We start from the raw sequence: 20,378 nt of genomic DNA, 5'->3' as shown, positions 1-20,378 counted from the left end.
GCGGGAAAATAGCCGACCGACCACCCGGCGTGGTCATTGTGACCCGTGCCACGAATCCCTAGCGTGCGTTGGAGATAGTCGAGCAACGGCTCGGCGCTCCGGTTCATTGGAAGGGAAGCTAGTGAACAAGTCACAGCTCATCGACACCCTCGCGGCACGCTACGAGGGCAACCGCAAGGCGGCGGCTCACGCGCTCGAGTCCGTCCTCGACACGATCACGCGGGAGGTGGCGAAGGGGGAGAAGGTCGCCATCACCGGCTTCGGGTCGTTCGAGAAGCGCATCCGCGAAGCACGCTGGGTCCGCAACCCCCAGACGGGTGCACGGATCAAGGCCAAGAAGACCGCGGTCCCGAAGTTCAGCCCCGGCGCTGATCTGAAGAACGTCGTCTCCGGCGCCAAGAAGCTGCCGAAGCTGACGCTCGCCGCGGCCGCTCCGGCCGCCAAGAAGGCCGGCGCCACCGCCGGTGCGGCGGCCACCGCCGTCCGCAACGCGGCACCTGGCGGCAAGGCGGCGGCCAAGAAGGCTCCCGCCAAGAAGGCTCCCGCCACGAAGGCAGCGCCTGCGAAGAAGGCTCCCGCCACGAAGGCAGCGCCTGCCACGAAGGCGGCGCCTGCGACGAAGGCGCCGGCGAAGAAGGCTCCGGCCAAGAAGGCTCCGGCGGCGAAGAAGGCGCCCGCCAAGAAGGCGCCGGCGAAGAAGGCTCCGGCCAAGAAGGCACCGGCAGCGAAGAAGGCTCCGGCGGCGAAGAAGGCGCCCGCCAAGAAGGCGCCTGCGAAGAAGGCTCCGGCCAAGAAGGCACCGGCGGCCAAGAAGGCGCCCGCCAAGAAGGCCTGATCGCCTCGCACCTGCACCGCCGTGGATGGTGGGTCGCCCGCACCGGGCGACCCACCATCACTGCGTCAGGGGCTCGATCGTGGCGCTCAGGGTGTGCGCGCCGAGCCCGAGTCGCCCCGCCGCCGCCAGGTCGTCGACGTCGTCCACGTCGCGACGCAACGAGACGAGGTCACCGGCGATCTCGACGGCTCCGGTCGCCAGGTGTGCGGCCCGCGAGTCGGCGCCGAACCGGGGGGCGAACCGATCGTGCGGGGCGCAGTACAGCGTCGTACCCACGCCGGCCGCGTCCGCGACGAAGCATGCCCGGCCCTCGGCGACCAGACCGGCCGCCCGGTCCAGGGCGGCATCCAGGTCGTCGGGGCGAAGCGCCGGGAGGTCGGCGCAAAGGGCGGCGACGGCGTGCTCAGGCCACCGCCGACCTGCCTCCGCAGCCGCCTGACGCAGACTGCCGTTCAGGTCGGCGCTGACGCCGTCCGGGATCGCCGAGCAGCCGAGTGCGCCGAGCGCGGTGGCGAGGTGGACGTCATCGGTGACGGCGAGCACCTGACCCACGCGGTCGGAGGCGAGCGCCGCCGTCACGGTGTCGAGTGCGAAGGCCTCCGCGAGGGCGCGCCGATGCCGGTCGGCGACACCGACCAGTCGTGACTTTCCGCGGGCGGGCGGCTTGACCGGCACCACCACGGCGAACTGCTGCTCGCTCATCGGGGCCGATCCTCTCAGGTGTCGCCCGCTCGAGCCGAAGCGCGTGTCGTGGCGAGACAGCACGAGGCGGTGACCGAGTAGCCTGCACACGACACCGGGCCGGTCTCGGGCCCACGCCCCCGGAGCGACAAGGATCGACGTGACAGTTCGCAGCACCCCGAAGGATCGTGGCTGGCCGTTCGTGGTGGGCGCGCCCATCGTGAAGTCCGCCCTGTGGGCGGTCAGCCGGCACACCTGGATCGACGGTGAGAAGATCCCGGCCACCGGCGGCTGCATCGTGGTGTTCAACCACCTCTCCCACGTGGACCCGTTCATGTCGGCGCACTTCGTCCACGACCACGGTCGCGTGCCGCGCTACCTGGCCAAGTCCGGGTTGTTCAAGAACCGGGCCCTCGCCGGGTTCCTCACCGCCGCCGGGCAGATCCCCGTCGAGCGTCTGACCCGCTCCGCGGTGGGGGCGTACGACGCGGCCGTGGCGGCCGTGAATGCCGGCGAGTGCGTGGTCGTCTACCCCGAGGGCACGATCACCCGGGACCCGGACCTGTGGCCGATGACCGGCAAGTCGGGCGCGGCCAGGATCGCCCTGGCCACCCGGTGTCCGGTCATCCCCGTGGGCCAGTGGGGTGCCCAGGAGCTCCTCGCGCCGTACTCCACGAGGCCGCGGCCCTTCCCGCGCAAGCACCTGACCATGAAGGCCGGCGACCCGGTCGACCTCAGCGACCTGCTCGACCGGCCGGCGACGGCCTCGGTCGTGGCCGAGGCCACCGACCGGATCATGGCTGCCCTGACCGCCCTGGTCGAGGAGATCCGCGGCGAGAAGGCCCCGGCCGAGCGTTTCGACCCGCGCGCCGCCGGCGTCAGCGAGATCGGCAACCCGAAGAAGCACCAGCAGCGCCCCGCAGCACAGGACACGGCGTCGGACGAGCCGACGCCCGAGGACATGGAGGATCGCCAGTGACGAGCCGAGGCAAGGTTGCCGTCTTCAGTGCAGGTTCGTGGGGCACCGCCTTCTCGTTGGTGCTCGCCGACGCGGGCAACGAGGTGGTCCTCTGGGCACGGCGCGAGGAGGTCGCGGACGCGATCAACCAGACGCACGAGAACCCGGGCTACCTGCCGGGCATCCAGCTGCCGCCGGGGGTGAGCGCCACCGCCGACCCGGAGAAGGCGCTGCACGGAGCGGACATGGTGGTGCTGGCGACCCCGTCGCAGACCCTGCGCGGCAACCTCGCGCAGTGGGCGCCGTACATCTCCGACGATGCGGTGATCGTCTCGCTGATGAAGGGCGTCGAGCTCGGCACCCTGGAGCGGATGAGCGAGGTGATCGCCGAGGTCACCGGCGCCGGACCCGAGCGGATCGCGGTGATCAGCGGACCGAACCTGGCCATGGAGATCGCCCGCCGGGAGCCGGCAGCCTCCGTGGTGGCCTGCGCGGACGAGACGGTGGCCAAGACGATCCAGCAGCGGTGCCACTCGCCCGCGTTCCGGCCGTACACCACCACCGACGTCCTCGGGTGCGAGCTCGGCGGCGCCTACAAGAACGTCGTCGGCCTCGCGGTCGGCATGGCGGTCGGGCTGGGCTTCGGGGACAACACCACGGCCTCGGTGATCACCCGAGGGCTGGCCGAGACCGCTCGCCTCGCCATGGCGCTGGGCGCCAACCCGCTGACCCTGATGGGTCTCGCCGGCCTGGGCGACCTGGTCGCGACCTGCTCCTCGCCGCTCTCGCGCAACCGCAGCTTCGGGGAGAAGCTCGGTCAGGGCATGACCACCGACGAGATCTACGCGAGCACCAGCCAGGTGGCCGAGGGTGCGAAGTCCTGCTCCTCGCTGCTCGCGCTGGCCCAGCGCACCGGGGTGGATGCGCCGATCGCGCAGCACGTGGACGCCGTCGTGGCCGGCCGGATGACGGCCAACGAGATGATGGACGCCTTCATCGCCCGCGACCCGAAGGCCGAGTCGGACTGAGCTCGATCAGGTGAGGGTGTCCAGCGCGGTGCGCAGGTCGTCCCACAGGTCCTCGACGTCCTCGATGCCCACCGACATCCGGACCAGGGCGTCGGGGATCGTGGCCGGTTCCGACTTCCAGCGGCGGCGCCGTTCGAAGGTGGACTCCACGCCGCCCAGCGAGGTGGCGTGCACCCACAGCTTGGTCTTGTGGGTGAGCAGGTCGGCCGCGAGCGCGCCCTGGGCGAGCACGATCGAAACGATGCCGCCGAAGCCGGGGTAGCGGACCTCGCCCACCGCCTCGTGCTGCTCCAGGCGCGCGACGAGCTCCTGCGCGTTGGCCTGGGACCGTTCCACCCGCAGGTGCAGCGTCCGCAGCCCGCGCAACGCCAGGAACGCCTCCAGGGTGCCGGGTACGGCGCCCAGCAGATCGCGGCGTCCCTTGAGCACGCTGAACAGCTCGTCGTCACGGACCACGATCGCGCCCATCAGCACATCGCTGTGGCCGGCGAGGAACTTGGTCGCGGAGTGCACGACGAGGTCGGCACCGAGGTCGAGCGGCTGCTGGAGCAGCGGGGTGGCGAAGGTGTTGTCGACCACGACGTACGCGCCGGCCTCCCGGGCGGCGGCCGCGATCGTGGGGATGTCCGCGATCTCCAGGGCCGGGTTGGTGGGGGACTCCAGCCAGACGAGGGCGGCGTCGTCGCAGGCCGCGATCACCGCTGCGGTGTCGGTGACGTCGACCAGCTCGACCCGGAGCCGCCCGCGCATCTGCAGGTCGGCCAGCTGCAGCACCGTGCCGTTGTAGGAGTGGGCCGGAGCCACCACCTTGGCGTCGTGGCCGACGAGGTCGAAGACGGTGGCGACGGCGGCGAGGCCGGAGGCGAAGGTTAGGCAGCGGCCGCCCTCGAGGGCGCCCAGGGCCTCCTCGAAGGCCTGCCAGGTGGGGTTGCCGTAGCGGCCGTACTCCCGGTCGCCCCCGGCGACGTACGTGGAGGCCATCGTGATCGGGACGTTGAGCGGCTCGTCGGGCGTGTGCGGAGGGCGTCCGACCGTGACGGCCAGGGTCGAGGGTTTCAGATCACGCTGCTGGGCGGGGGAGTCCTCGGTCATGGCGACGAGCCTAGGCCGGTAGGGTCGCAGCGATGAATCAGCCCTCCCCCCGCCCCGATGAGACCCGCAAGGTCCGCGTCGCCGTCGTCTTCGGCGGTCGCTCCAGCGAGCACGCGATCTCGTGCGTGACCGCGGGAAGCGTCCTGCAGGCCATCGATCCCGAGCGCTACGACGTCGTGCCCATCGGCATCGCGACCGACGGCCGGTGGGTGCTGGAGTCGGGCGACCCGGAGCTGCTGCGGATCACGGCTGCCGACCGGCTGCCCCGTGTCGACGGCGAGCGCGCCGCGATCGCGCTGGCGCCCGACCGTGACTCGACGGCCCTGGTGGTCAGCGAGCCCAGCCGGGCGCCGTACGCCCTCGGGGATGTCGACGTGGTCTTCCCGCTGCTGCACGGTCCGTGGGGCGAGGACGGCACGATCCAGGGCATGTTCGAGATGGCCGGGGTGCGCTACGTCGGCTCGGGGGTGCTGGCCTCGGCAGTGAGCATGGACAAGGCGTACATGAAGGTGGTGCTGGCCGCGGCCGGACTGCCGGTGATGCCGTCGGTGACCGTGACCCAGCGGGAGTGGGACGCCGACCCGGCGGCCTGTCGGGCGCGCGCGGCCGAGCTGGGCTACCCGCTCTTCCTGAAGCCGGCCCGGGGTGGGTCGAGCATCGGGATCTCCAAGGCGCACGACGAGGCCGGTCTGGACGCCGGTATCGAGGAGGCGCTGCGGCACGACCCGAAGGTGCTCGTCGAGGTGTCGGCCGAGGGCGCGCGTGAGGTGGAGTGCGGGGTCCTGCAGCGGCTGGACGGCTCGGCCGAGACCAGTCTGCCGGCGGAGCTGCGGGTCGGCGGCGACCACGAGTTCTACGACTTCGAGGCGAAGTACCTGCCCGGGAAGTCGACCGAGATCGACATCCCGGCGGATCTGGACCCGGAGGTCTCGGCGCGGTTGCGCGAGCTCGCGGCCCAGGCCTTCGAGGCGGCGGGTTGTGAGGGGCTGGCCCGGGTGGACTTCTTCGTGATGCCCGACGGGTCGCTGGTGGTGAACGAGCTGAACACGATGCCGGGGTTCACGCCGACCTCGATGTTCCCGCAGATGTGGGCGGCCAGTGGGCTGGACTACCCGGCGCTGGTGGACCGGCTGATCCAGCTGGCGCTGGCTCGGGGTACGGGCCTGCGCTGACGGTTCACCATGGGATGCAGCTCAACCCGCGCTTCCTTGGGTGTGCAGAGCATGGGAACCGCAGGTTCGGCTGCATCCCATGATGAAACTGCGCCTTATGTGCAGGGTTGGACCAACGTGAGGTGATCCCGCACCGGCTCGGCCAACTGCGAGATCACCGCGGCCGCACCCTCCGGCCGGTACGACGCAGGTAGGTGCACCTGGACGATCGGACGGAAACCAGCGGCGGTGAAGGTCACGTCGGACTCCTGGTCCTCCCGCTCGGCCGACGAGACGAACCAGCCCACACCGTTCGCCTCCTCGCAGGTGGCGAACGCGTCGAAGTCGTCGGGTAGCGACACTCCACAGGTCAACGTGATCGCGGGATCGCCCCAGGCAGCACCCAGCGCATCTGCCGGCGCGACCGCGCGCTGCTCCTGGGAGGCGAGCCTGTCGGGCACTGCCTCAAGGAACGTCTCGCACGCAGCCCGGTCCAACGCCGAGGCGCCCGGGTCCTCGATCTGCACCGGACCGCCGGTGCAGGCGGACAGCAGGACCAGTCCGGCCAGTCCGACGCCCAGCCCCGCCACACCACGACGTACGACGACGCCCCGCGTCCGCGTGGACACGGGGCGTCGGCGACGAACGGGCGCGGTCACTCAGATGTGCACGACCGGGCAGGTGAGCGTGCGCGTGATGCCGTCGAGGTTCTGCACCTTCGACACCACCAGCTTGCCGAGCTCGTCGACGTTGCGGGCCTCGGCGCGAACGATCACGTCGTAGGGGCCCGTGACGTCCTCGGCGAGGGTGACGCCCTTGACCTGGGCAATGGCGGTGGCGACCTCGGCGGCCTTGCCGACATCGGTCTGGATCAGGATGTACGCCTGGACGACCATCGTGGTGCTCCTCGTCTGTACGGGCTGTGTCGTGCGTCAACCTACCGGTAGAGACGCGCGTGTCGATAGGTGGTCAGCCGCCGGATCGCCTGCACCGTCTGGTGGGATGGGGACATGGCCCTCCCCCCAGACGCAACCTTGGCCGACATCGGCGAGTTCGGGCTGATCTCGGCCCTCTCCGAACTCTTCGAGCAGGGTGAGCACGTGCTCATCGGCCCCGGTGACGACGCGGCCGTCGTCCGGGTTCGGACCGGGCACGTGGTCGTCTCCACGGACCTCATGGTCGAGGGTCGCCACTTCCGGCGCGACTGGGCGAGCGCGGAGGACGTGGGGCATCGTGCGGCCGCCCAGAACCTGTCCGACATCAACGCCATGGGTGGTCGCGCCACCTCACTCACCATCGGGCTCGCGGCCCCGCCCGACCTGCCGGTTCAGTGGGCACTCGACTTCGCGCGGGGGTTCGCCGCCGAGTGCGCGCTGGTCGGCGCCAGTGTGATCGGCGGAGACCTGACCACCGCGGATCAGGTGGTCATCGCGGTCACCGTGCTCGGCGCGTGCACGCAGGCACCGGTGGTCCGATCGGGCGCCGAGCCGGGCGACGTACTGGCCCTGGTCGGGCGGCAGGGCTGGGCGGCCGGGGGACTGGCGGTGCTGGGTCGCGGCTTCCGCTCGCCGCGGGTGCTGGTGGAGGCCTATCGGCGGCCGGAGCCGCCGTACGACCAGGGGCAGGTGGCCGCGGACGCTGGCGCAAGCTCGATGATCGACATCTCCGACGGCCTGCTCGCCGAGGTCGGTCACCTGGCTGCGGCGTCGGGGGTGTCCATCGACGTGCACCGGGAGGCGTTCGAGATCGCCGAACCCCTGACCGCTGTGGGTGCGGCACTGGGGGCGGACCCGTTGCAGTTCATCCTGGGCGGGGGTGATGACCACGCCCTGCTGGCGACGTTCTCGGATGCTGCGAGCGTGCCGGCCGGTTGGTCGGTGGTCGGTCGGGTGGGGGAGCCGGGCATCGACGGAGGCGAGGTCACACTCGACGGTGCGCCGTACGACGGACCGACGGGCTGGACACACTTCTGATGGGGGCTGTCGGATTCACTGGTTAACCAGTGAATCCGACGCGATGCACCCAGGAAACCCGCACTTCACCCAGATAGTTATCCGGGTGAAGTGCGCAATTCACTGGTTAACCAGTGAATCCCCCCCAACGCAACAGAGGCCGCCACCCCAGCGGGGGTGACGGCCTCTGTCGACGTGGATCAGGTCAGCGGGAGACCTTGCCGGCCTTCAGGCAGCCCGTGCAGACGTTGAGTCGCTTGGGGGTGCCGTTGACGGTGGCGCGGACGCGCTGGATGTTGGGGTCGAAGCGACGCTTCGTAATCTTGCGGGACCACGGCCGGTTGTTCCCGAAGCCCGGCTTCTTGGCGCAGATGTCACAGACGGCAGCCACCGTGGACTCCTTCAACGTTTGAGGTGTGTACGAGGTGCCCGGACCAGCGGGCAACCGAAGAAGAGTATCCGATGGCCCCGCTCCCGTGCGAATCGTGGGTCAGCCACTAGCCTGTGGGCCGACCCGCTGAGCGCGGGCGCACCCGGTCCCCGAGTCGAGGCAGGCGATGGAAGCACCCCGCAGCGGCACCATCCAGCTCGCGGTCGTGGTGCGCTTCGTCGACACCGCCACCGACGTGCTCGCCGAGGCGCGCGAGGAGATCGACGCGCTCAACGTCTATCCCGTCCCCGACGGTGACACGGGCACCAACATGTACCTCACCGTCTCTGCAGCTCGGGACGCGATCCGGGACGCGATCGCAGCCGCCGGTGGCCCCGACGAGGCGCCGCTGGCTCCCGCGCTCGCCGCCTTCGGCCGGGGCGCCCTGCTGGGGGCCCGCGGCAACTCCGGGGTCATCCTGAGCGAGCTGATCGGAGCCTTCTCCCGTCGCCTGGGCTCAGCCGGCGCCGAGGAGCGCAACGCCGACGTGATGGCCGCCGCGCTGCGCGATGCCGCCGATGCTGCGTACGCCGCGGTGGGGACGCCCGTCGAGGGCACGATCCTGACCGTGGCCCGGGCGGCCGCCGACGCCGCCCTGGGGCGCGCCGAGGACCTCGATGCCCGGGCTCGCGACGTCGTCGCCGCCGCTGCCGCCGGGGCCCGGGAAGCCCTGGCCCGCACCCCCGAGCAGCTCAAGGTGCTGGCCGACGCCGGCGTCGTCGATGCCGGCGGCCGGGGGCTGAGCGTGCTCCTCGACGCCGCCGAGACCGTCCTGACCGGGCGCCGCCCCACCCCGGTCACCACGCCGGCCCGCCGCCCGAGCATCCCGATACCGCAGAGCGATCCGGTGCCCTCGGGCGACCTGACCCCGGACGGTCCGTCGTACGAGGTGATGTACCTCCTCGACGCCCACGAGGACCGGATTCCGCCACTGCGTTCGGCACTGGCCGCCCTGGGTGACTCCCTGGTCGTCGTCGGGCGCGACGAGCTCTGGAACGTCCACGTGCACGTCGACGACGTGGGCGCCGCGATCGAGGCCGGGATCGAGGCCGGCCGACCGCACCGGATCCGGGTCACGCACTTCGCCGAGCAGGTCGCGGAGGCACGCCGGATCGCGAGCGAGCGCACCGGCCGTTGCATCATCGTCGTCTCCGCAGGCCCCGGTCTCTCCCAGCTCTTCAGCGACGCCGGCGCCGTCGTGGTCGAGGGCGGGGCAGGGTTGCGCCCTTCCACGGGCCAACTGCTCGAGGCGATCATGGACTGCGGCGCCGCCGAGGTGGTCGTGCTGCCCAACGATGCCGACTCCGTGCGGGTGGCGCAGATCGCTGCCCGTACCGCGGAGGAGGACGCCGACATCCGGGTGGCGGTGGTGGCCACCGTGGCGCAGGTGCAGGGGCTCGCAGCCCTGGCCGTCCACGAGCCCGCCCGCACCTTCGAGCAGGACGTCCTGGAGATGACCGCCACCGCTCGTCACGCTCGACACGGCGCCATCACGGTGGCCGCGAAGCAGGCGATCACGATGGCCGGCCCCTGCGAGCCCGGCGACGTGCTGGGGGTCGTCGCGGGCGACTTCGCCGTCATCGGCCAGGACCGTGACGAGGTGGCCTTCGAGGTGCTGGACCGGCTGCTCGGCGGTGGTGGCGAGCTGGTCACGATCGTCTCCGGCGCCGAGGACACCGACGGCCTGGCGCAACGCTGTGCAGCGCACGTGGAGGAGAAGCACGCGCATGTCGACGTCGTGGTGTACGACGGTGGGCAGGAGCGCTACCCGCTCCTGCTCGGGGTGGAATGACCCGGGCGACGGTGCAGGCGGCTCGACGAGGAGCTCGACGATGAGGACGGTGGCACGACGGTGATCGGGCTCGACTCCCCGGTGACCACGGTCCTGGGCGACAGCACCAAGAAGCGCGAGAAGATCGTCGACGGCCTGGGCATCCGGACCGTCGGGGACCTGCTCGACCACTTCCCGCGTCGCTACGTCAAGACCGCCGAGCTGACCAAGGTATCCGACCTCCAGGTCGGCCAGATGCTCACCCTGGTCGGCGAGATCGTGCAGAGCCGGACGCACACGTACCAGGACCGGCGCACGGGCCGACCGGCCTACCGCCTGGACACCACGCTCCGCACCGACGGACCCTCGCTCCGGATGTCGTTCTTCGCCAAGAAGGAGTACGTGGCGCAGTGGCAGGCAGGCCGCCTGGCGGTGGGGCGCAAGGGCATCTTCGTCGGCCAGGTGGGGCGCTTCCGCGACGAGTGGCAGCTGACCAACCCGCAGATGGCGCTCTTCGGTGACAAGGGCGACGACACCGCCCTGATGGCGGTCGACGCGATCGGTGCCTACTACCCGCTCTACCCGCTCACCAAGGGCGTGGACTCGTGGGACATCCAACGAGCGGTGGCCTTCGCCCTGACGGTCGTCGACGACCTGCCCGAACTGATGCCGGCGCCGGTGCGCGAGCGGTACGGCCTGGTCGATGCGCACACCGCCCTGCACTGGATCCACGCCCCCGACGACCAGGACCAGATCGCCCGTGCCCAGCGTCGCTTCCGCTTCGACGAGGCCCTGGTCACGCAGATCGTGCTGGCTCGCCGCCGCGACGCCGTACGACGGCTGGGGGCGCGGCCGCGGACCGGCGGGGCCGGAGGTCTGCTTGCTGCCTTCGACGCCCGACTGCCCTTCGAGCTGACCGCCGGCCAGCGCGCGATCGGCGCCGAGATCGACGCCGACCTCGCCCGCGACCACCCGATGAACCGGCTGCTCCAGGGCGAGGTCGGGTCCGGCAAGACCCTGGTGGCCCTGCGGGCGATGCTCCGGGTCGTCGACTCCGGAGGGCAGGCCGCCCTGCTCGCTCCCACCGAGGTGCTGGCCCAGCAGCACCACCGCTCGATCCTCGCGCTGATGGGGGACCTGGCCGGCGGAGGCATGCTGGGCGGGGCCGACCAGGCCACCGGGGTCGCGCTGCTCACCGGGTCGATGACCAAGGCACAACGGACCGAGCCGATGCTGCGGATGGCGAGCGGGGAGGCCGGGATCGTGGTCGGCACCCACGCCCTGCTGGAGGAGCGGGTCGGGTTCGCCGATCTCGGACTGGTCGTCGTCGACGAGCAGCACCGCTTCGGGGTCGAGCAGCGCGCCGCCCTGACCGACAAGGCCGGCAGCCCGCCCCACGTGCTGGTGATGACCGCGACGCCCATCCCGCGGACCGTGGCGATGACGGTCTTCGGCGACCTGGAGGTGTCCACGCTCACCGAACTGCCCGCCGGCCGGGCGCCGATCCAGACGACCGTGGTACCGCTGGCCGAGCAGCCCCAGTGGATCGACCGGGTCTGGCAGCGGGTCCGTGAGGAGGTCGCGGCCGGCCACCAGGTGTACGTCGTGTGTCCGCGGATCACCGGGGACGAGCCGGAGCAGGGCGAGGTCGACCAGGTCGACGTCGACGAGGAGGGCAACGCGAAGGTGCCGCCGATCCCGGCCAGTGCGGTCGAGGAGGTCGCCGAGCAGCTCAGCGCCGGGCCGCTCGGCGACCTGCGGCTGGCGATCCTGCACGGACGCCTGCACCCGGACGAGAAGGACCGCACCATGCGCGCCTTCGCCGCCGGGGAGATCGACGTGCTGGTCGCCACCACCGTGATCGAGGTCGGCGTCGACGTCGCCAACGCCACCGGGATGATCCTGCTCGACGCCGATCGCTTCGGCGTCTCCCAGCTGCACCAGCTGCGCGGGCGAGTGGGACGCGGCGGCCACCCCGGTCTGTGCCTGCTGGTCACCCACACTCCGGTCCTCTCGCCGGCCCGGGAGCGGCTCGAGGCGGTCGCGGCCTCCACCGACGGCTTCGAGCTGAGCCGGATCGACCTGGAGCTGCGGCGCGAGGGCGACGTGCTGGGGCGCTCGCAGTCCGGGCGCCGCTCGGGCCTGCAAACGCTGCGAGTGCTGCGCGACGAGGAGACCATCGTCCAGGCCCGGGAGGCGGCGCTGGAACTGCTGGCGACCGACCCGGAGCTCGTCTCCAGCCCCGAGCTGGCCCGACAGGTGGCGGAACTGGAACGATCACGGCAATCTGACTGGATGGAGAAGTCGTGACGCGGATCATCGGTGGAGCCGCGGGCGGGCGACGGATCAGCACCCCGCGTGGCTCGGAGACCCGCCCCACCAGCGACCGGGTCCGCGAGGCGCTCTTCTCCGCGGTCGAGGCCTGGTGCGGCTCCCTGCACGGGCTGCGATTCCTCGACCTGTACGCCGGCTCCGGCGCGGTCGGCATCGAGGCCTGGTCGAGGGGCGCCGGCGTGGTCACCCTGGTCGAGCAGGACCGTCGCACGGCCACGCTGATCTCCTCGAACGCCGCGTCGGTCGGGTTCACCAAGGCCAACGTCGTGGCCGGCTCGGTGGCCGCGACGCTGCGCCGACCCCCGGCCGCGCCGTACGACCTGGCGTTCCTGGACCCGCCCTACCCGCTCGCCGAGGAGGCGCTCACCGCCGACCTGGCCGCCCTGATGGCGTTCGGCTGGCTCGTGCCGGGGGCGCTGGTGGTCGCGGAGCGCTCGTCACGGAGCCCGGAACCGAGCTGGCCGGAGGGCTTCACCGACACTCGTGCGAAGAAGTACGGCGAGACCACGCTTTGGTACGGTCACGCCCCGTCCATGCCCGCGATCGAGGAGTGAGTCCGTGCGCCGAGCCGTCTGCCCCGGGTCGTTCGACCCGGTGACCAATGGCCACATCGACATCGTCTCGCGAGCGTCGGGGCTCTTTGACGAGGTGGTCGTGGCCGTGGGGATCAACCAGTCCAAGAACCGGCTCTTCTCCGCCGAGGAGCGCGTGGCGATGCTCACGGAGGCCTGTGCGGACTACGCCAACGTGCGGGTCGACACCTTCACCGGCCTGCTCACCGACTTCTGCAACGAGCAGGGCATCCACGCGATCGTGAAGGGGCTGCGCGCGGTCAGCGACTTCGACTACGAGCTCCAGATGGCCCAGATGAACTCCTCGCTGACCGACGTGGAGACCGTCTTCGTGCCGACGAGCCCGGAGTACTCGTTCCTGGCCTCCAGCCTGGTCAAGGAGGTCGCGATGTTCGGCGGCGACGTCTCCAGCCTGGTCCCTGCCTTCGTGAACAAGCAGCTGATCGAGCGCCTGGCCGAACGCAGTCGGGACTGAGCCGGGATCGAGGCGGGCGTGCGGGGTGGCCGGTTTTGCTCCGCTGCCCCTCGGGCCGTTACGATTCATCGATCTGTTTTGTGCCCGGCACCGGAAGTGATCCCCTGAGCAAACTGGACCCGAGAGCGCCGCTCGTGCTCGATACACGCGAGCTCGGCCGACGCCCGGGGTCCCAGCGCGAAGTGACACGGACGGTGCCTGCACCAGCAGATCTGGGCATCGAAGTTCTCTCCGTACCCGAAGGCTCGCCGGTCGATCTCGACCTGCGGCTGGAAGCGGTGATGGAGGGGGTGCTGGTCACCGGTTCGGCCACGGCCGAACTGGTCGGCGAGTGCGTGCGGTGCCTGGAGCCGATCGAGGACGAGATGTCCGCGCGGTTCCAGGAGCTGTTCGTGTACGACGACCGCGACCATGACCCCGACGAGGACGACGAGACCAGCCGGCTCGAGGACGACCTGCTCGATCTCGAACCCGTACTGCGGGACGCGGTGGTGCTTGCACTACCGTTCCAGCCGCTGTGCATGGACGACTGTCCTGGGTTGTGCACCACGTGTGGTGCCCGACTCGCGGACGACCCCGACCATGGGCATGACGCGGCGATCGATCCGCGGTGGGCTGGGTTGACCCAGCTCGTGCAGGACGAAGACTGAACCAACCGGTCCAACACCGGCTGGACGCAAGCGGCCGGAACACCCGGTCCTGGTAGAGGAGTGAACAGTGGCAGTCCCGAAGCGGAAGATGTCGCGCAGCAACACGCGTCACCGTCGTTCGCAGTGGAAGGCCGTCGCGCCGTCCCTGGTGACCTGCGCGAACGCCGCCTGCGGTGCCAAGCACCTGCCCCACCGTGCCTGTGGCACGTGCGGGCAGTACGGCGCCCGGGCTGACCGCCGCCAGGTTCTCTGAGCCCGTCACCGGTCCGCTGACGAACTACAGCGAGCTGCGAGCAGCCCTCGGCGATCCGATCCTGGATCCCGAGCTGCTCGAGCGCGCTCTCACCCATCGCTCGTACGCCTACGAGAACGGCAACCTGCCGACCAACGAGCGTCTCGAGTTCCTCGGGGACTCCGTGCTCGGCGTGGTTGTCACCGAGACCCTCTACCGCTCGCACCCCGAGCTGACCGAGGGCCGCCTGGCCAAGCTGCGCGCTGCCGTGGTGAACGCGCGGGCACTCGCGATGGTGGGTCGGGAGATCGGCCTCGGCGACCACGTGAAGCTCGGTCGTGGCGAGGAGGCCACCGGAGGGCGCACCAAGGCCTCGATCCTCTCCGACACGGTGGAAGCCGTGATCGGGGCGATCCACCTCAGCGGCGGGGGCTTCAACAGCTCGGCCGTCGTGGTGCACCGCCTGTTCGACCCGCTCATCGAGGCCGCCACGGCCATGGGCGCAGGTCTGGACTGGAAGACGTCGCTCCAGGAGCTCTCGGCCGAGCACGGCCTCGGTGTCCCTGAGTACGTCATCGCCGACGAGGGCCCCGACCACCTCAAGACGTTCACCGCCCAGGTCCGGGTCGGTGACCAGCTCTACGGCAACGGCGTGGGTCGCTCGAAGAAGGAAGCCGAGCAGGCTGCCGCCGAGACGGCGTACGGCGAGATCGCGGCCGACCTCGGTGTCGAGGACACCCACGCCATCGACTCCGCCGCCGACGACTCCGCCCACGACACCGCCCACGACACCGCCGACGGCGCCTCGTCCGCCGACTGACGCCTCCCTGACGTGCCCGAGCTCCCCGAGGTCGAGGTGGTCCGGCTCGGTCTCGAGCGGCACGTCCTCGGCAGGACCGTCTCCCGGGTCGACGTCCTGCACCCGCGCCCCGTCCGTCGCCACCCCGGCGGCCCCGACGGTTTCGCCACCGCGCTCGCCGGGCGCCGCTTCCTCGCAGCCCGCCGACGTGGCAAGTACCTCTGGCTGCCCCTCGACAACGGCGACGCCCTACTGGGCCACCTGGGGATGAGCGGCCAACTGCTGGTCCAACCGCCCGACGCCCCCGACGAACGCCATCTCCGGGTCCGCCTCGCCCTCGACGGCACGCCCGCGGTCGACCTGCGGTTCGTGGACCAGCGGATGTTCGGGGGGCTGGCCCTCTCCCCGGGCGGCGCCGACCTGCCCGCGGAGATCACACACATCGCCCGGGACCCGCTCGACCCCGCGTTCGACGATGCTGCCTTCGTACGCCGCGTCCGCTCCCGGTCGTCGGGGATCAAGCGGTTGTTGCTCGACCAGACCCTGGTCTCCGGCGTGGGGAACATCTACGCCGACGAAGCGCTGTGGCGCACCGGGCTGCACGGCGAGCGGCCCGGCGAGCGGCTGACCGCCGCGCAGGTGCGCACCCTGCTGGCACATGCCCGCGCAGTGATGACCGACGCGCTCGACCAGGGCGGCACCTCCTTCGACGCGCTCTACGTCAACGTGAACGGCCAGTCCGGGTACTTCGACCGTTCCCTGCATGCCTACGGTCGGGAGGGCGAGCCGTGCGAGCGGTGCGGCACACCGATCCGCCGGGTCGCCTTCATGAACCGCTCTTCCTTCTTCTGCCCGGCCTGCCAGCCCGTCCCGCGAGCCCGCCCGGCCCGCCGGGCGGCCGTCCGGGCGCCGAGGACTTTGCCGGGCGCCGATTGACCCCCGGTGGACTCGATGAGACGCTTGAAGACGGCCCGCGACAGCGGCCCGCACCCGGATGGAAGGCTTCGCCCATGGCCAAGGCGCTGATCGGCTATGTGAACAGCGACCGGCTGACCCCCGCCCGTCTCGTCGCCGAGAATGCTCGGCTGCGGGTTCGCGTGAGTGAGCTCGAGGCGCTCGTCCTTCGCCTCTCGGAGGAGAACGACGGGCTCAGGACCCGCGACGACGAGCGGCTGCTGGACCTGGAGTCCGCGACGCTGCAGGAGATGCAGCCCGCCTGAGCGAGGGACACCCTCCCGGGCCGTGACGGTCCGGGCACTTGGTCGTTGACCTCGTCATGCGCCTCTCCCGGGACCTTCCTGCTCTGCTCGCCGCCCTCGCTCTCGGTGTCACCGCCAGCCTGACCCTGGCCTCGCCGGCCGCGGCCAGCGACACCGACGCCGGCCTGATGTCCAGCGACAACGTGAACCTGCTCTCCACCAGCCCCTCCCAGGTCGGCATCTCCGGATGCTTCATGAAGACCGCCCCGCTCTTCGTCACCAGCGGACTCGACTCGGTCCGGGTCTTCGACATCACCGACGCCGCCCACCCCGAGCTCGTGGGGGTGCTGCCCAGCGTCCAGTTCGAGAACGAGGCGATGAACTGTGGCGAGCGTCGTACCGAGAAGGGCGTGGAGCGTTTCGTCCTGATCGGGGTCGACCTGTACCAGACCTCGCCGGGTGACATCCAGCACACCAACGTCGGCGGCAAGGAGCTCGTCGTCGTTGACGTGACCACGCCCAGCTCGCCGCGGATCCGCTCCCGGGTCGCCGGCACGACCAGCACCCACACGGTGGCCTGCGTGAACGAGCGGAACTGCACGTTCGCCTACTCCGCCGGGGGCCGCAGCACCTTCTCGATCTTCGACCTGCGCAACCTCGACGCCCCGCGCGAGGTGGATGGCAACCGCAAGGAAGCCGGGCTGCAGCCCTTCGCCACGCCGACCGGCGGACACAAGTGGAACTTCGACGCCGCCGGGTACGGCACCCACACCGGGTGGAACGGCGCCTCGATCTGGAAGACCACGCGCCCGGCCCGACCGCGGCTCGTGACCACCACCGGCGACGCCGGGATGGGAACCGACCCGGCTTTCGAGGGCTGGAACGACTTCATCCTGCACAACTCCTTCCGCCCCAACGCCAAGGCCTTCAAGCCGGGCCGCAAGCCGTCCTTCCGCAACGGCAACGTCCTGCTGGCGACCGAGGAGGACTACGAGCAGACCGACTGCAGCCTGGCGGGCTCCTTCCAGACCTGGTGGGTCAAGCGCCTCGACGGCAAGCCCTCGTCGATCGTCCCGCTGGACAAGGTGGAGCTCAGCGACCTGGGCACCTTCCCGCTGCCCCGGGGTGCCTTCTGCTCCTCGCACTGGTTCGACTTCCGCCCCGGCGGGATCGTGGCGGTCGGCTTCTACGGCGGCGGCACCCAGCTGATCGATGCCCGCAACCCCCGCGCCCTCAAGCCCTACGGCCACGCCGTCTGGGGTGCCTCCGAGGTCTGGGACAGCATGTGGGTGCCGATCTACAACGCCCAGGGCAAGCAGACCCGCAGGGTCAGCAACATCGTCTACTCGATCGACCTGGTGCGCGGTCTGGACGTCTACGCCGTGGACCTGCCCGGCAAGAACCACAGCGCCCGTCCGACCGCCGCCGCGGTCCCCACCCGGACCGTGAGCCAGCGGGCTTCCGACTCCGCGATGTCGGTGGGCCTGGTCGGTGGCGCGATGGTGCTCACGATCGCCGTACGCCGTCGTACCCGCCGGAAAACCACCTGACGTCGCCGGGGGCGCGCCCGTAACCTGCTGATCTTGTGAGCAGGTTGGTCGAGACCGTCGTGCCCCGACGCCTCGGCGTTCCCTACCGGTGGCTGCTGGCGTCGTCCTGGTCGACCAACCTCGGCGACGGGATCGCCTTGGCGGCCGGGCCGTTGTTGGTGGCCTCGCAGACCCGGGACCCGTTCCTGGTCGCGCTGGCCGCGCTGGTGCAGTGGCTGCCGCCGCTGCTCTTCGGTCTGGTCGCCGGCGCGCTGGCCGATCGACTCGACCGACGCCTGCTCGTGATCGTGGTCGACTCCCTGCGCGCGGTCGTCCTGGTGCTGCTGGCCACGACGATCGTGACCGGCCACGTCTCGGTCGCCCTGGTGCTGGTGGCGCTCTTCCTGGTGGCGACCGCGGAGGTCTTCGCGGACACGACCTCGAGCACGCTGCTGCCGATGCTGGTGCGCCGGGCCGACCTCGGCGTGGCCAACTCTCGGCTCCAGACCGGCTACATCACCGTCAACCAGCTCGCCGGCCCCCCGCTGGGGGCGGCGCTCTTCGCCGCCGGGATGGCCTGGCCGTTCGTGACCCAGGCCGTGCTGGTCGGGTTGGGGGCGGTCCTGGTCAGCCGGATCGTGCTCCCCGAGCACCGTCGCGACCGGATCGAGGCCAGGCCGATGCGGCACGACATCGTCGAGGGCTTCCGCTGGGTCCGTCACCACCCGGCGGTGCGGACCCTGGTGGTGACGATCTTCATCTTCAACATCACCTACGGCGCCGCCTGGTCGGTGCTGGTGCTCTACGCCACCGAGCACCTGGCCATGGGTGCGATCGGGTTCGGACTGCTCACCACGATCTCCGCCGTGGGCGGCCTGCTCGGCACGCTCTCGTACGGCGCGATCACGGCCCGGGTCAGCCTGGCCGACATCATGCGGGCCGGGCTGGTGATCGAGACCTTCACCCACCTCGCGCTGGTGCTCACCCGCACACCGTGGGTCGCGATGGCGATCTTCTTCGTCTTCGGTGCGCACGCCTTCATCTGGGGCACGACGTCGATCACGATCCGTCAGCGTGCCGTGCCCACCGAGCTCCAGGGCCGGGTCGGCAGCGTCAACATGGTCGGCGTCTTCGGCGGCCTGGTGATCGGCTCCGCGCTCGGTGGTCTGATCGCCCGGGAGTGGGGGGTGCTCGGACCCTTCTGGTTCGCCTTCCTCGGCTCGGCGCTCCTGGTCCCGCTGATGTGGCGCCAGCTGGGCCACATCGCCCACGACGAGGAACCGGTGCCGAGCCCGGCCTGAGGCCGTTCGCGGCGTACCGGGACGCGCCAGCGGTGGTGCCCGGAGCAGCCGGGTGTGGCCGGTAGGGTGAGGGCCGCTGAGCTTCCCCTCGGCGGGCTGCGATGATGCCCACCGTTCAGTGCCTGATTCCACGGCTGGTGAGGAGCCCCGCGTTGTACCTGAAGAGCCTGACCCTGAAGGGGTTCAAGTCCTTCGCCTCCTCGACGACGCTCCAGCTCGAGCCCGGGATCACCTGCATCGTCGGTCCGAACGGCTCCGGGAAGTCCAACGTCGTCGACGCGCTCGCCTGGGTGATGGGGGAGCAGGGGGCCAAGTCGCTGCGTGGCGGCAAGATGGAGGACGTCATCTTCGCGGGCACCTCCGGGCGCCCGCCACTGGGACGCGCCGAGGTCGTGCTGACCATCGACAACTCCGACGGCGCGCTGCCGATCGAGTACGCCGAGGTCACGATCAGCCGCACGATGTTCCGCTCCGGCGGCTCGGAGTACGCGATCAACGGCAACAACTGCCGCCTGCTCGACGTCCAGGAACTGCTCAGCGACTCCGGCATCGGTCGCGAGATGCACGTGATCGTCGGGCAGGGACAGCTCGACACGATCCTGCACGCGACGCCCGAGGACCGCCGTGGCTTCATCGAGGAGGCTGCCGGCGTCCTCAAGCACCGCAAGCGCAAGGAGAAGGCGCTTCGCAAGCTCGACTCGACGGAGGGCAACCTCACCCGGCTCAACGACCTGCTCACCGAGATCCGTCGCCAGCTCAAGCCGTTGGGTCGCCAGGCCGAGGTTGCCCGTCGCGCAGCCAGCGTCCAGGCCGACGTGCGCGACGCCCGCGCCCGGCTGATGGCCGATGACCTGAAGACCGCTCGGACCGCCCTGGAGCAGGAGCTCGCCGACGAGACGATCCTGGTCGAGCGCCGCGCCGAGGTGGAGGCGGCGATCACGGCGGCCCGCGAGTCCGAGGCCCAGCTCGAGGCTGCCCTGCGTGAGGACCTGCCGGCGCTCTCGGCCGCCCAGGAGACGTGGTTCGCGCTGTCCGGGCTGCGCGAGCGGCTCCGGGGCACCCAGTCGTTGGCCGCCGAACGGGTGCGCAACGCCGCCGGCACCACCGACTCCGAGGAGCGCACCGGTCGCGACCCCGAGCAGCTCGAGGCCGAGGCCGTCCGGATGCAGGAGCAGGAGCAGGCGATCACCGCCGAGGTCGAGCAGCACCGGGTGGCGCTCGAGGCCGCGGTCGCCGCGCGCAAGAGCGCCGAGGACGCCGCGGCCGAGGAGGACCGTCGCATCGCCGCGCTCCAGCGCGCGGCCGCCGACCGCCGCGAGGGCCTGGCGCGGCTCACCGGACAGGTCAACGCGCTCAAGTCGCGCGCGGCCGCCGCCGACGACGAGATCG

Annotated in this window: 22 protein-coding genes; 17 read left to right on the top strand and 5 right to left on the bottom strand. The window is 71.1% G+C overall.

Going from position 1 to position 20,378, the window contains the following annotated elements; all coding sequences use genetic code 11:
* The first annotated feature begins 121 nt into the window (after nucleotides 1-121).
* The gene (locus tag ABZE72_RS04770) at nucleotides 122-835 is read left to right on the top strand and encodes an HU family DNA-binding protein (RefSeq protein WP_372727873.1); all 714 of its coding nucleotides are present in this window, start codon (nucleotides 122-124) and stop codon (nucleotides 833-835) included.
* 57 nt (nucleotides 836-892) lie between these two features.
* Here the strand turns inward: ABZE72_RS04770 and cofC are convergent, their stop codons facing one another.
* Entirely contained in the window at nucleotides 893-1,537 is a 645-nt protein-coding gene (gene cofC / locus ABZE72_RS04765; protein ID WP_372727872.1) for a 2-phospho-L-lactate guanylyltransferase, read from the bottom strand.
* Between the two features lie 139 nt (nucleotides 1,538-1,676).
* Between cofC and ABZE72_RS04760 the strand changes: the two genes are divergently transcribed.
* The gene (locus ABZE72_RS04760) at nucleotides 1,677-2,495 is read left to right on the top strand and encodes a lysophospholipid acyltransferase family protein (protein ID WP_372727871.1); all 819 of its coding nucleotides are present in this window, start codon (nucleotides 1,677-1,679) and stop codon (nucleotides 2,493-2,495) included.
* Nucleotides 2,492-3,502, top strand: coding sequence for an NAD(P)H-dependent glycerol-3-phosphate dehydrogenase (locus ABZE72_RS04755; protein WP_372727870.1), 1,011 nt, complete (start codon nucleotides 2,492-2,494; stop codon nucleotides 3,500-3,502). Before ABZE72_RS04760 ends, ABZE72_RS04755 begins: the two co-directional genes overlap by 4 nt.
* A 6-nt stretch (nucleotides 3,503-3,508) precedes the next feature.
* On the opposite strand, the gene ABZE72_RS04750 is transcribed toward ABZE72_RS04755, so the two are convergent.
* Nucleotides 3,509-4,594, bottom strand: a complete 1,086-nt coding sequence (locus tag ABZE72_RS04750) for a PLP-dependent aspartate aminotransferase family protein (RefSeq protein ID WP_372727869.1) — start codon at nucleotides 4,592-4,594, stop codon at nucleotides 3,509-3,511.
* A gap of 32 nt (nucleotides 4,595-4,626) precedes the next feature.
* Between ABZE72_RS04750 and ABZE72_RS04745 the strand changes: the two genes are divergently transcribed.
* Nucleotides 4,627-5,766, top strand: a complete 1,140-nt coding sequence (locus ABZE72_RS04745) for a D-alanine--D-alanine ligase family protein (RefSeq protein ID WP_372727868.1) — start codon at nucleotides 4,627-4,629, stop codon at nucleotides 5,764-5,766.
* A 95-nt stretch (nucleotides 5,767-5,861) separates the two neighbouring features.
* Here ABZE72_RS04745 and ABZE72_RS04740 read toward each other — a convergent pair whose 3' ends face one another.
* Nucleotides 5,862-6,374 carry a DUF3515 domain-containing protein gene (locus ABZE72_RS04740; protein WP_372727867.1) on the bottom strand — a complete coding sequence of 171 codons (513 nt, stop codon included), beginning with the start codon at nucleotides 6,372-6,374 and terminating at the stop codon, nucleotides 5,862-5,864.
* 30 nt (nucleotides 6,375-6,404) lie between these two features.
* Entirely contained in the window at nucleotides 6,405-6,641 is a 237-nt protein-coding gene (locus ABZE72_RS04735; RefSeq protein ID WP_028645383.1) for an Lrp/AsnC family transcriptional regulator, read from the bottom strand.
* Nucleotides 6,642-6,755: 114 nt separating this feature from the next.
* Here ABZE72_RS04735 and ABZE72_RS04730 point away from each other — a divergent pair, with 114 nt between their 5' ends.
* Entirely contained in the window at nucleotides 6,756-7,718 is a 963-nt protein-coding gene (locus tag ABZE72_RS04730) for a thiamine-phosphate kinase (protein ID WP_372727866.1), read from the top strand.
* A gap of 184 nt (nucleotides 7,719-7,902) precedes the next feature.
* On the opposite strand, the gene rpmB is transcribed toward ABZE72_RS04730, so the two are convergent.
* Nucleotides 7,903-8,088, bottom strand: coding sequence for a 50S ribosomal protein L28 (gene rpmB / locus ABZE72_RS04725; RefSeq protein WP_028645381.1), 186 nt, complete (start codon nucleotides 8,086-8,088; stop codon nucleotides 7,903-7,905).
* Nucleotides 8,089-8,254: 166 nt separating this feature from the next.
* Between rpmB and ABZE72_RS04720 the strand changes: the two genes are divergently transcribed.
* The 12 genes from ABZE72_RS04720 to ABZE72_RS04665 all read left to right on the top strand — a co-directional run.
* Entirely contained in the window at nucleotides 8,255-9,919 is a 1,665-nt protein-coding gene (locus ABZE72_RS04720; RefSeq protein ID WP_372727865.1) for a DAK2 domain-containing protein, read from the top strand.
* 60 nt (nucleotides 9,920-9,979) lie between these two features.
* Nucleotides 9,980-12,208, top strand: a complete 2,229-nt coding sequence (locus ABZE72_RS04715; protein WP_372727864.1) for an ATP-dependent DNA helicase RecG — start codon at nucleotides 9,980-9,982, stop codon at nucleotides 12,206-12,208.
* Entirely contained in the window at nucleotides 12,205-12,786 is a 582-nt protein-coding gene (rsmD, locus tag ABZE72_RS04710; RefSeq protein ID WP_372727863.1) for a 16S rRNA (guanine(966)-N(2))-methyltransferase RsmD, read from the top strand. Before ABZE72_RS04715 ends, rsmD begins: the two co-directional genes overlap by 4 nt.
* A 4-nt stretch (nucleotides 12,787-12,790) precedes the next feature.
* Complete coding sequence (gene coaD / locus ABZE72_RS04705; protein ID WP_372727862.1) at nucleotides 12,791-13,279, top strand: pantetheine-phosphate adenylyltransferase; 489 nt, start codon at nucleotides 12,791-12,793, stop codon at nucleotides 13,277-13,279.
* Nucleotides 13,280-13,359: 80 nt separating this feature from the next.
* Nucleotides 13,360-13,929: a DUF177 domain-containing protein gene (locus ABZE72_RS04700; protein ID WP_372727861.1), complete on the top strand. Its 570-nt coding sequence runs from the start codon at nucleotides 13,360-13,362 to the stop codon at nucleotides 13,927-13,929.
* A 67-nt stretch (nucleotides 13,930-13,996) separates the two neighbouring features.
* Nucleotides 13,997-14,182: a 50S ribosomal protein L32 gene (gene rpmF, locus ABZE72_RS04695; protein ID WP_185251845.1), complete on the top strand. Its 186-nt coding sequence runs from the start codon at nucleotides 13,997-13,999 to the stop codon at nucleotides 14,180-14,182.
* Complete coding sequence (rnc, locus tag ABZE72_RS04690; protein ID WP_372727884.1) at nucleotides 14,160-14,981, top strand: ribonuclease III; 822 nt, start codon at nucleotides 14,160-14,162, stop codon at nucleotides 14,979-14,981. Before rpmF ends, rnc begins: the two co-directional genes overlap by 23 nt.
* Nucleotides 14,982-14,993: 12 nt before the next feature.
* Nucleotides 14,994-15,896 (top strand): bifunctional DNA-formamidopyrimidine glycosylase/DNA-(apurinic or apyrimidinic site) lyase, encoded by a 903-nt coding sequence (gene mutM, locus ABZE72_RS04685; RefSeq protein ID WP_372727860.1) that lies wholly within the window; start codon nucleotides 14,994-14,996, stop codon nucleotides 15,894-15,896.
* A 74-nt stretch (nucleotides 15,897-15,970) separates the two neighbouring features.
* Nucleotides 15,971-16,180, top strand: coding sequence for a hypothetical protein (locus ABZE72_RS04680; protein ID WP_372727859.1), 210 nt, complete (start codon nucleotides 15,971-15,973; stop codon nucleotides 16,178-16,180).
* 56 nt (nucleotides 16,181-16,236) lie between these two features.
* Nucleotides 16,237-17,709, top strand: a complete 1,473-nt coding sequence (locus ABZE72_RS04675; RefSeq protein ID WP_372727858.1) for a hypothetical protein — start codon at nucleotides 16,237-16,239, stop codon at nucleotides 17,707-17,709.
* A 35-nt stretch (nucleotides 17,710-17,744) separates the two neighbouring features.
* Nucleotides 17,745-18,989, top strand: coding sequence for an MFS transporter (locus tag ABZE72_RS04670; protein ID WP_372727857.1), 1,245 nt, complete (start codon nucleotides 17,745-17,747; stop codon nucleotides 18,987-18,989).
* Nucleotides 18,990-19,141: 152 nt separating this feature from the next.
* Nucleotides 19,142-20,378 (top strand): chromosome segregation SMC family protein (locus tag ABZE72_RS04665; protein WP_372727856.1); only part of this gene is annotated, 1,237 nt, incomplete at its 3' end.

This window comes from Nocardioides sp., from assembly GCF_041600255.1.
In the GTDB taxonomy this organism is placed as follows: domain Bacteria; phylum Actinomycetota; class Actinomycetes; order Propionibacteriales; family Nocardioidaceae; genus Nocardioides.
Note: the sequence above shows the minus strand (reverse complement) of the source record. Positions and strands in the feature narration are given on the sequence as shown.

What these genes read in the sequence shown, in the direction of transcription:
- cofC (WP_372727872.1), bottom strand. Translation starts at nt 1,537, where the DNA reads ATGAGCGAGCAGCAGTTCGCCGTGGTGGTGCCGGTCAAGCCGCCCGCC.
- ABZE72_RS04750 (WP_372727869.1), bottom strand. Translation starts at nt 4,594, where the DNA reads ATGACCGAGGACTCCCCCGCCCAGCAGCGTGATCTGAAACCCTCGACC.
- ABZE72_RS04745 (WP_372727868.1), top strand. Translation starts at nt 4,627, where the DNA reads ATGAATCAGCCCTCCCCCCGCCCCGATGAGACCCGCAAGGTCCGCGTC.
- ABZE72_RS04735 (WP_028645383.1), bottom strand. Translation starts at nt 6,641, where the DNA reads ATGGTCGTCCAGGCGTACATCCTGATCCAGACCGATGTCGGCAAGGCC.
- ABZE72_RS04730 (WP_372727866.1), top strand. Translation starts at nt 6,756, where the DNA reads ATGGCCCTCCCCCCAGACGCAACCTTGGCCGACATCGGCGAGTTCGGG.
- ABZE72_RS04720 (WP_372727865.1), top strand. Translation starts at nt 8,255, where the DNA reads ATGGAAGCACCCCGCAGCGGCACCATCCAGCTCGCGGTCGTGGTGCGC.
- ABZE72_RS04680 (WP_372727859.1), top strand. Translation starts at nt 15,971, where the DNA reads ATGGCCAAGGCGCTGATCGGCTATGTGAACAGCGACCGGCTGACCCCC.
- ABZE72_RS04675 (WP_372727858.1), top strand. Translation starts at nt 16,237, where the DNA reads ATGCGCCTCTCCCGGGACCTTCCTGCTCTGCTCGCCGCCCTCGCTCTC.